The following is a 10145-nucleotide window of genomic DNA, read 5'->3' on the forward strand; positions in this document are numbered from 1 at the left end:
GGGGCATTGTTGCAGATAACCCGCAAGGGTGAAGCCGGTGTGCAGCCATGCCGCGCGGGGATGGTCGGCGATCAGATCGGCCAGCGGCGTATCGGCGGTGCGCAGCACCTCTTGCCAATGGGCGCGCCCGGCGGGGTCAAGGGCGCGGCTGGCGGGATGATCCAGCCGCCCGCCCTGCGGCAGCAAGGTGCGCAGCTCGGCCCGGCCATGGTCGCGGTAATGGCGCGCGGCATCCACCCCGGGCCGGGCCGCCACATCCTTGTTCAGCGCCAGATAGGCGGCAGCATCGAACCCCGGCAGCGGCGGGGGGGTCTCATCTGTGGAAACCTCGGGCAAAATAGGGTCGGTCATGAAATCCTCGGGCTGGCGGACAGGTCACGCATGCGGTGCCTGCACTGATTTCGGTCTACCCTGCCCGCGCGCGCGGATCAATTCCAGCACGGCTTGCATCGGGCGGGCGCTTTGCGCTGGCCAACGGGTGCAGACATGCTACGACTGGGTGCCAGTCGGGCAAAAAGCGGGAGGCAAGGTCGACCATGGTGCTGAAATTTCTGATCTGCGGGCTGGAACATACCGGAACCACGCTGATATCGGATCTTTTTCGCCAGGTGCCGGGGCTGGATTCAGGGTTCGAATGCGGTGTTCTGATGGACACCACCCCCGCCGGATTCCGCGATCGCCAGCCTTTTGCCCGCAACATGCTGAATGGCTGGGGCATTACCCAAGAGCAGTTCGAACACTGCTGCGCCGCACCCGATTTTGCCGAGTTCTACGCCCGGCTGCTGGCCGCCAGCACCGTGCTTGATCCCGGCACGACCGGGATTTTCGACAAGACGCCGCGCTATCTGGCACATCTGGACGCGGTGCTGGCGCGCAGCGACGTGCCGGTGGTGATCAGCTACAAGGACCCGCGCGCCATCGTCTGTTCCGATTTCAAACGCGCGGGCACCGATGATTTCGATGCCTGGTATGACGGCTATCGCGCGGCCAAGCTGCGTTATGTGCAAGGCTGCTATGACCAGTTCATCGCCCATGCCGACACGCCGCGCGTCACCACCGTGGGGCTTGAGGATCTGGCGATGAACGCGCGCGCCACAATGGAGCGGATGTTCGGCCACGTCGGCCATCCGTTCGAGCTGGGCTATGCGATCATCGACAAGATGCGCTATGAAAACGTCCGCAACAACACCGTCTCGGCCGACATCGCCTTTGAATACAAGATCCGGCTTGATCCGGCGGCCCAGGACAAGATCATGGCGGATTTCGACCGTTTCAAGGCCTGGGTCTATACCTGAAGGGTATGAACCTCCCCCACCAATCCCGTAGGTTGGAGGGGGTTTCGGTCTCAGGCGGCTTGCGCCGCTGAGACCCCGACCGTCCCGGCCGGGTGACCGTCCCGAGGCGGGGCGTCGGGGTCACGGGACGCGACCTCTGCCATCGCCCACCTCAGCAGGACCAGCGCGGCCGCCTCGTCGCGGCCGAGCCGGCACCCGCAGGCGCAGTCGTGGGTGCGGACCGAGAGCGGTTTCTTCCGGACCGCGTCGCAGTCCGGGCACCGCTGCGATGGTTTGAGCCGTCGCGTGTCCGCCTCGAGGAACTCCGTACCAGCCTCTTCCGCTTTGTACCGGAGCATGTTCAGGAACGTGGCCGGGGCCGTGTCGAGGATCGACCGATTCAGCCCCGCCTTCTGGGCGACGTTCCGCCCGGGCGCCTCGACCGTGCCCCGCGCGGAGCGGGTCAGGTTCCGGACCGCGAGGGTCTCCGTCCCGATCAGGGACAGGACCCGCGCCAGCCGCGCCGTCGTCTTGTGCAGGAAGTCTTTCCGGCGCGCCGCCACCTTCGCGTGGCGCCGGGCCATCTCCTTGCGTGCCTTTTTGAGCGCGCGCTTGCTGATCTTGCGGGCCCGAGCAAGAGCGGACAGTTTGCTCTGTTCCGCCCACAGTGCCTCCGCCTCCTCGGCGAGGTGACGCGGGTTCTCGACCCGCTCGAAACTCCCGTCCGCGTAGGCCACGGTGGCGAGCGTCTCCACCCCGAGATCGAACGCGCCGGGCTGTGCGTCCGGGTCGTGCTCCCGCTCCGCGCACTCCGTCCCGACCACGAGGTTCAACGTCCAGCCGCGAGCGTCGCGGCTGACGTCCCCCTTCAGGATCTGGCCCGGGGTTCGCGCGATGCCGCGCATCCGCATCCGGCCGACCCCGAACAGGGTGACGAACCCGTGGCGCCAGCCCGGGCGGGGCTCCACCTTGAACCCGTTCCCGTGCTCCTTGTAGGACCAGCCCCGGAACCGGTCCGCGCTGCGGAACCGGGGGAACCCCGGGGTCTGCCCCTCCCGGAGGCGGCGGAAGAAGGCCTGGAACGCGAGCTCAAGCCGCTTGAGAACCGTCTGGGCCTCATGCGTGTGCACGAGGCCGCGCCACCCGTCCACCTCGGCCCGGACCGTCTTCAGCGCCTTCTCCTGGTAGGAGAGGCGGATCCGGACCCCGCGGCGCCAGGCGCCGATCCGCTCCTCGAGGGCCGCGTTCCACAGGTCCTTCAAGACGGCGTGCTTCCGATCCAGAAGCGCCTGCTGGCGCTTGTCCGGGTAGAGGCGGAAGCTGATGGAACGGGTTGCGGTCGACATGCGAAAAGAAAGGGTGATGGTTCTGGTATGAACATGCAAGCACTGACCAGAACAAACAACTGCGTTTTCGCGCTGACCTACCATATGGTTCTGGTGACGAAGCGCCGTCGCCCGGTCCTGACCGGGACGATGATCGACCAGGCGCGCGGGATCGCGTCGGAGCGGTGCGCCGCGCGCGACGGCCGCCTGATCGAGCTGAACAGGGAGCCGGATCATCTCCACCTCCTGGTCTCCCTGCCGCCGACCACGGCGCTGGCGGAGTTCGCGAATGCGCTGAAGACGTCGACGTCACGGCTCCTGCGTCGCGACCACCCGGCGCTGCGCCGCCTTGGCGGCGCGCTCTGGTCCCCGAGCTACTTCGTCAGCCACTGCGGCGGGGCAAGCCTCGAGACGGTCAAGGAGTATGTCCGGGCGCAGTCACGCCCGAACTGAGCGGACAGCCCTGCGGGCTCCCCAACCAATACAGCCGCTTGGAAGGGACTTGTGTCCGCTCGTTTTGGTCAGGACCGCTGACGATCGGGCGTTGCCCCGCGCCTGCCCCGTCCAGAGGACGGCCCGGGCGGCTCCCGTCATACGGGTCCTGACTGCCGGGCCATTGCAGACAAGATCCTGCGGCAAGGCAGAATCCTTGATCTATGAGGAAAATCAGGTGATCCTGATCGCAAGATGCGGGTCATTTACGAAATGTCGCCTGCATAATCCCAATCCACCCGACATCGTTTTTCGATCAAACACTGTCGCCAAAAACAATTTCAGGAGCCAGACATGAGCGGAAATTCCAGCCTGATCGTTTTCCAAAGGGCCGAGCCTCAACGGCTTCGGCAGGAAGCCTTGAAGGCCGTGCCCGCCGATGAGCATGACGAACTGGGCCTGAAACTGGGGGCCGGCGCCAACCATCCGCGGGCCTGGGTCGGACCGCCCTTTGTCTATGACATGATCGGGGGGATGCAGTTCCAGTTGCTGATGGATCTGGGACTGCGCGAACATCACAGGTTCCTGGATGTCGGATGCGGCAGCCTGCGCCTGGGGCGCTTCGCGCTGATGTATCTGCTGCGCGGCAGGTATTTCGGCGTGGAGCCGAACCGCGAGATTCTGAACGCGGGCGTGAAGATGCATTTCGGCGCCGATATGGCGGACTCGCAGGTCATCGCCGCCAAGGCGCCCACATTCACGCATAACACCGATTTCGATTTCTCCTTCACCACGGGCCCTGTCGATTACATCTTTGCGCAATCGATCGCGTCGCATACGGGCATCGATCTGACACACAGGCTGCTGTCCTCGATTGCAGGTGCGATGCACGAGGAGTCGATTGCGATGGTCACATATATTCGCTGCGATGATCCCAGGAAATCGAATACCGAAGACGGCTGGTTCTATCCCGAATGTGTCACCTATACCGACAGCAAGTTCGGCGAGATGGCGCGCGATCACGAGCTGAATGCCTATCGCACGGTCTGGCCCATGTCGAATATCCGGCCTGACGGTCTGATCACCTCGCAGCATCCGACGATCCTGACCAAGTCGGAATGGAAACCGTCACTGGGTCAGCGCATGTCCGCCGCCCTGTTCGAAGGCGTTCAGAAGATCAATTGAGCAGACCGCGATCTGTGTCCCCCGTGCCTCGATCCGTGACACGCATCACGGATTGATGCGGTTTGCCGGTCTGGTGTAGGGATGCTACGGCAACCCTCGTGGCGTGCCCGCACGCCTGATACATTCCGAATGGATTTGACCCAAAGGACCTTTCGATGATCATTCCCGATCTTCTTTTATGTGTGGGCGCACAGAAAAGCGGCACGACATGGCTGTATAACCGGCTGGCCGATCACGACCAGACCCGCCAGGGAAGCCACAAGGAGCTGCATTACTTTACCACGGTGCATTGCGGCGGCATGCTGGGGCCGCAGATGAAGATTAACGTGATGAAGCGGATGATGGAACGCCATCCGCGCCGCGTGGCGAAATTCATCCAGGCCCAGGCCACCGGCGAAAAGCCCCCGCGCGACATCGCGCGCCTGTTCCGGCCAATGAATGACAACTGGTATGCCGGCATCTTTCAGGGCGCGGGCCGCTATGCAATGGATTTCAGCCCGGAATACGCGATGCTGCCCGATGCCGGGCACGATCACATCAAGCGCATCTCCGAGCGGCAGAAGGTGATCTTCATCATGCGCGAGCCGCTGGACCGCGCGCTGTCGGCGGTGCGCTATGTGTTCAAGCGGGGCGGCGGCGACATCACCACCGCCACCGAGGAAGAGATCCTGACGGTCGCGCGCAGGCCGGTGATCCGCGACCTGTCGCGCTACGATACCACCGTGGCCACGCTGGAGCGCAATTACGCCCCCGAGAACCTGCGGTTCGAAATCTACGAGACGATGATGGCCGACAAGGCCGGCACGCTGAACGGGATCTGCGACTGGCTGGACATCGCGCGGCTGGACCTGCCCGCCGCCGAACTGGAACGGCGCGACAATGCCACCGACGCCTTTGGCCTGCCTGCCGTGGTGGTGGACGAGCTGCGCCAGGCACTGGCCCCGGTGCGCGCCGCGATCGAGGACAGGTTCCCCCAGGCCCGCGCGGCCTGGGCCGATGTGACCGCACGACAAGAGGCCGGGGCATGATCATTTCGCACAGGCACAGGTTCGTCTTTGTCAAGACCACCAAGACCGCCGGCACCAGCGTCGAAATTGCGCTGAGCAAGCATTGCGGGCCAGACGACGTGATCACGCCCATCCACCCTGACGACGAGGTGATCCGCCAGGAAAAGGGCTATCCCGGGCCGCAGAACCATGTGACGGCGCTGCCCGATGGCAGGCCCTGGGCCCTGAACAACCATTCCCCCGCCGTCCGGGCGCGGCGGCTGCTGGGCCAACAGGTCTGGCGGGACTATTTCACCTTCGCCTTTGAACGCAACCCGTTCGACCGCACGGTGTCGGCCTATCATTACATGAAGAAGAACCGCGTCGCCAAAGGCATCTGGAAAGACAGCCTGACCTTTGACGCCTTCGTGCGCAAACCCGGCGTGCTTGACCGGATCCACCAGCGCGGCTGGGGGCTTTATGCGATCAACGACCGGGTCATCGTCGATCACATCTACCGCTTCGAGGATCTGAACGGGGGGATGGCCGACATCTATGCACGGCTGGGCATCGACGAGTCCGAGCCGCTGATGCAGACCAAGGTGTCGAAACGCGAAGCCAGCTATCGCGAGTATTACGACGCGGCCACCCGCGCCCTTGTGGCAAAGGCCTTTGAAAAGGAACTCGAGACCTTTGGCTATGCTTTCTGACGCCGCCACCGCGCAGCGTGCGCGACTGGAACAGGCAGGGTTCTTTCACCGCCGTGGCCGGGTATTTTCCTGCGAGCTGGAGGATTACACCGTCGATGTGCTGCTGCGTCCGGCGCGGCAGCTGGTGGTCTGCTTCGATCACGCCGGCATGGCCGAGAACAATCCCCGCCGCACCCGCCCCGGCTGGGGCTTTGGCTTTGTGCGCGACCGCACCGACAAGGCGGGCATTTTCGTCAAGCCCACCCGCTCGCACTGGTTCCGCCCGCCGGGCCTGCGCGATCTATGCGACCGGCTGGCCGATGCGGGTGTCTTTCAAGGCTATGACAGCGTGATGGCCTATGGCGGGTCGATGGGCGGCTATGCGGCGCTGGCCTATGCCGATGCGTTCCGCGCCGACCGGGTGCTGGCAATGAACCCGCAGGCGACGCTGTCATCCGTGCTGGTGCCGTGGGAAACCCGGTTCCCGCAGGGCCGCGCGCAGGAGTGGGACAGCTTTCCGCAAAGCGCCGCCCAAGGCTGCCGCACCCCCGCCCGCGTGGTGGTGGCCTTCGATCGTCGCTGCGCCGAGGACGCGGCCCATGTCGATCTGCTTGACATCCCCGGGCGGATCGATCTGAACATCCCCTTCGTGGGGCATGGCATCCCCTATCATCTGCGCAAGATGGGCCTGCTGGAGCGGCTGTTCGAGGATGTGGCCGAAGGCCGGTTCGACATCGCGGAATGGCGCAGGCTGGTGCGCGCGCGCCGCGATCTGGACGACTACAAGGCCCGGATCGCCGCGCGCGGACCCCTGGCCGTTTGAGGCCCAGGCCCTGCGCGAAAGTGCACCGCGCAGCCCAAAGACGTCTTGAAAAACGGTCAACCTAGGGTAACCTTTGCCCAGCCCGGTGTTGGATGTCGTGCGTATTTTGCACGGGTTTACCGATGCCGGGTGCATGGCCTGCCTGCGGAATTACGCCGTCTCATGCGGGTCGCACACCAAAAAAATTAATTTTTTCAATAGGATAGAAAAATGCCCACAACACCCGAACTCTGGCTTTCGGAATTTACCGTCAACATCGGCAACCTGGCCGGGACTCAGGTCGAACCGCAGATCACGCAGCTGAGCAACGGCAATATCCTGGTCGCCTGGGAGGATGACACCAACAACGTCGATAACTCGAACGGGACCGACATAATCGGGCAGATCTATGACCCGCTGGGCGACCCTGTCGGCAGCCCGTTCCGGATGAACAACGACTGGTTTGCGGATGACGAGGGCGAGTTCGAGATCACCGCCACGCCGGGCGGTGGCTGGATCCTGGCCTTTGAAGATACTGACGGCACCGGCACTTCGATCCGGGTCGAGGTCTACGACAGCGCGGGCACCCAGATCAACACCGGGTCCTTCACCGAAGGAACCGGCGAGTCGTTCAACGATCCGACCGTCACGGTAAACGGCGCGGGCGATGCCGTCATCGCCTGGAACATCGACAACGGCAGCAGCGTCACCGCGCATTACAGCTTTTACGACGCCTCGGCCGGCACGTTCACGGCGGCCACCTCGATCCTGGCCTCGGGCAACAGCACAGTGTCAGGCTCCATCCAGAACCTGAGCGTGGCCGCGTTGAGCAATGGCAGCTTCGTGCTTGTCACCAACCGCGACAACTCATCCGGAAACGACATCATCGGGCGGCTGATCACCGCGTCCGGGAGCATCAGCGGCAGCTTTTTCCCGATCTCGACCAGCGGCACGGAATCGACCCAGCCCGATGTGGCCGCCCTCAGCGGGGGCGGCTTTGTCGCGGTGTGGCAGAATTTCGACGGCACCGACCGCGACGCCTATTTCCGCATCTTCGACAATTCCGGCACCGCCCTTACCACCGAGCAGTTCATCCAGTCGGTCGGCCTCACGAACAACAACAACGAGCTGTCGGTGACGGGCCTGGCCGATGGCGGCTTTGCCGTGGTCTATGACAATGACGAGACCAACACCATCGACATGGTCCGCTATGACGCCAGCGGTGCCTCGGTCGGCAGCGTGGTCACGATCAATTCGGCAGGCACGGAATCGCAGCCCGAGGTTCTGGGGCTGAGCGACGGGCGCATCGCCGTCACCTGGCAGGAGGTCGGCACCGGGCAGGACATCCGCATGGCGATCTATGACCCCCGCGATGCGGCGAACGCCCCGGTCTATACCCCCGATGACTATCAGATCGGCACGGTGGGCAACGACAGCTTTACCGCCGATGCCGATTTCTCCTTCGGCTATGACGGCGACGACACGATCACCGACGGGTCAGGATTCAACCAGATCGACGCCGGGGACGGCAATGACACCGTGATCATCGTGGCCGTCGATGCCGGCGAGACCGTGGATGGCGGCGACGGCATCGACACGCTGGTCGGGCAGACGATGTCGAATGGCACGGTCTATGACCTGGCCGCGCAAGAGGTGCGCTTTGGCGGGGTCACCCAATCGGCGCTGCGGTTCGAGAACGTGACCGGCACCAATGTCAACGAAGAGCTGATCGGCAATGGTTTTGACAACATCCTGCTGGGGGGCGGCGGCGGCGACACCATCAGCGGCGGCGGCGGCATCGACACCATCGACGGCGGCGATGGCGACGACACCATCGACGGCGGCGCCAGCGGCGACACCATCAGCGGTGGCAACGGCAATGACACCATCGACGGCAGCGGCGGCGACGACACCATCGACGGCGGGGGCGGCAACGACACCATCAGCGGCGGCAGCGGCATCGACCTGCTGACGGGCGGTGATGGCAATGACGCGCTGTTCGGCGGGTCGACATTCAACGACACGCTGCTGGGCGGGGCCGGCAATGACACGCTCGAGGCCGTGGGCGGCGGGCTGATCGACGGCGGCGCGGATGACGATCTGTTCGTGGTGCTGAACGGCAACGTCATCGGTGATTTCGACATCGGCGATGCCGACCTGTTCGATGGCGGTTCGGGCAACGACACCTTCGATGCCAGCAACGAAACAACCTTAGCCTACACCATCGATCTGGGCGCAGAGACCATCGACCGTGGCACGGTAGGCGTCGGCACGGTGCAGATCGTCGGGTTCGAACATCTGATCGGCAGCGGGCAGGACGACACGCTGGATGCCGGCGGGCTGAATGGCATCACGATCGAGGGCGGGGCCGGCAATGACGTCATCACCGGCGGGGCAAGTTTTCAGGCCCTGTATGGCGGCGATGGCGATGACACCATCGACGGCGGTTTCGCGGCCGGGTCCTTTGTCAGCGACCTGATCGACGGCGGGGCGGGCGATGATGTCATCACCGGGGCCAGTGCCGGGGACACCATCGATGGCGGCGACGGAAACGATTCCATCGATGGCAACTCTGGCAATGACACGATCGACGGTGGCGACGGCAAGGACAGCCTGATCGGCGGAAGCGGCGCGGACAGCCTGATCGGCGGGCGCGGCGGCGACATGATCGACGGTGGCGATGGCGACGACATCATCGACGCAGGCGGAGCGTCCGACGAGGTTTATGGCGGCACGGGCAACGACGTGATCGACGCAGGCGGCGGCAATGACACGGTCGAGGCCAGCGATGGCACCGACACGCTGGTCCTGCGCGGCGGAGCGGATCTGGCCTATGGCGGGGCCGACAATGACGTGATCAACGGCATGGCGGGGCTGGACACGCTGCATGGCAACGCGGGTGACGATGCGATCAACGGCGGCGGGCAGAATGACCTGCTTTATGGTGGTGGCGGCAATGACACGGTGAACGGCGGTAACGGCAACGACATCATAGCAGGCGGGGCGGGCAACGACCGTCTGCTGGGCGGCTTCAGCGCCGACACGATACTGGGGAGCCTGGGCGACGACACCCTGCGCGGCGACGATGGTAACGATGTACTGGAGGGCGGCACCGGCAACGACCTGCTGGTGGGCGGCGGCCAGGCCGATACCTTTGTCTTTGAAGACGGGTTCGGGCAGGACACGATCACCGATTTCGACGCTTTGGAAAGGCGCGAGGATATCGACCTGTCGGACGTGTCGGCCATCACCAACTGGGCCGACCTGTCCGCCAACCACATGACGCAAGTGGGCTCTCGCGTGATCATCGACGACGGTCTGGGCAACACGATCCGACTGGACGGGGTCAATCTGGCCGATTTGGACGCGTCCGACTTCCTCTTCTGAGCGGGTGCGAACGGGCCGCCCCCGGCCGGGGGCGGCCCGTTCGCACCCGCTCAGAAGAGGAAGTC

At 64.5% G+C, this 10145-nt stretch carries 9 protein-coding genes; 7 read left to right on the forward strand and 2 right to left on the reverse strand.

The window, feature by feature from the left end:
• Positions 1-351: hypothetical protein (locus P1U75_RS04985; protein WP_300240499.1), on the reverse strand; the 351-nt coding region annotated here is incomplete at its 3' end.
• A gap of 185 nt (positions 352-536) precedes the next feature.
• Here P1U75_RS04985 and P1U75_RS04990 point away from each other — a divergent pair.
• Positions 537-1295: a sulfotransferase gene (locus P1U75_RS04990; RefSeq protein WP_300240502.1), complete on the forward strand. Its 759-nt coding sequence runs from the start codon at positions 537-539 to the stop codon at positions 1293-1295.
• Positions 1296-1345: 50 nt separating this feature from the next.
• Here the strand turns inward: P1U75_RS04990 and P1U75_RS04995 are convergent, their stop codons facing one another.
• Complete coding sequence (locus P1U75_RS04995) at positions 1346-2620, reverse strand: transposase (protein WP_300240504.1); 1275 nt, start codon at positions 2618-2620, stop codon at positions 1346-1348.
• Positions 2621-2653: 33 nt separating this feature from the next.
• On the opposite strand from P1U75_RS04995, the gene tnpA reads away from it, so the two are divergent.
• From tnpA to P1U75_RS05025, 6 genes are all read left to right on the forward strand, one after another.
• Entirely contained in the window at positions 2654-3052 is a 399-nt protein-coding gene (gene tnpA, locus P1U75_RS05000; RefSeq protein ID WP_300240506.1) for an IS200/IS605 family transposase, read from the forward strand.
• A 333-nt stretch (positions 3053-3385) separates the two neighbouring features.
• Positions 3386-4216, forward strand: coding sequence for a class I SAM-dependent methyltransferase (locus P1U75_RS05005; protein ID WP_300240509.1), 831 nt, complete (start codon positions 3386-3388; stop codon positions 4214-4216).
• Positions 4217-4371: 155 nt separating this feature from the next.
• Positions 4372-5244, forward strand: a complete 873-nt coding sequence (locus P1U75_RS05010) for a sulfotransferase (protein WP_300240512.1) — start codon at positions 4372-4374, stop codon at positions 5242-5244.
• The gene (locus P1U75_RS05015) at positions 5241-5912 is read left to right on the forward strand and encodes a sulfotransferase family 2 domain-containing protein (protein ID WP_300240515.1); all 672 of its coding nucleotides are present in this window, start codon (positions 5241-5243) and stop codon (positions 5910-5912) included. Before P1U75_RS05010 ends, P1U75_RS05015 begins: the two co-directional genes overlap by 4 nt.
• Complete coding sequence (locus P1U75_RS05020) at positions 5896-6714, forward strand: hypothetical protein (RefSeq protein WP_300240517.1); 819 nt, start codon at positions 5896-5898, stop codon at positions 6712-6714. Before P1U75_RS05015 ends, P1U75_RS05020 begins: the two co-directional genes overlap by 17 nt.
• Before the next feature lie 210 nt (positions 6715-6924).
• Complete coding sequence (locus P1U75_RS05025) at positions 6925-10080, forward strand: calcium-binding protein (protein ID WP_300240518.1); 3156 nt, start codon at positions 6925-6927, stop codon at positions 10078-10080.
• Positions 10081-10145: the final 65 nt, after the last annotated feature.

Source organism: Antarcticimicrobium sp. (assembly GCF_029212575.1).
Lineage (GTDB): Bacteria > Pseudomonadota > Alphaproteobacteria > Rhodobacterales > Rhodobacteraceae > Antarcticimicrobium.

Excerpts from the sequence above, each read along its gene's own strand:
- P1U75_RS05005 (WP_300240509.1), top strand. The coding sequence starts at position 3,386 with ATGAGCGGAAATTCCAGCCTGATCGTTTTCCAAAGGGCCGAGCCTCAA.
- P1U75_RS05025 (WP_300240518.1), top strand. The coding sequence starts at position 6,925 with ATGCCCACAACACCCGAACTCTGGCTTTCGGAATTTACCGTCAACATC.
- P1U75_RS04990 (WP_300240502.1), top strand. The coding sequence starts at position 537 with ATGGTGCTGAAATTTCTGATCTGCGGGCTGGAACATACCGGAACCACG.
- P1U75_RS05015 (WP_300240515.1), top strand. The coding sequence starts at position 5,241 with ATGATCATTTCGCACAGGCACAGGTTCGTCTTTGTCAAGACCACCAAG.
- tnpA (WP_300240506.1), top strand. The coding sequence starts at position 2,654 with ATGCAAGCACTGACCAGAACAAACAACTGCGTTTTCGCGCTGACCTAC.
- P1U75_RS05010 (WP_300240512.1), top strand. The coding sequence starts at position 4,372 with ATGATCATTCCCGATCTTCTTTTATGTGTGGGCGCACAGAAAAGCGGC.
- P1U75_RS04995 (WP_300240504.1), bottom strand. The coding sequence starts at position 2,620 with ATGTCGACCGCAACCCGTTCCATCAGCTTCCGCCTCTACCCGGACAAG.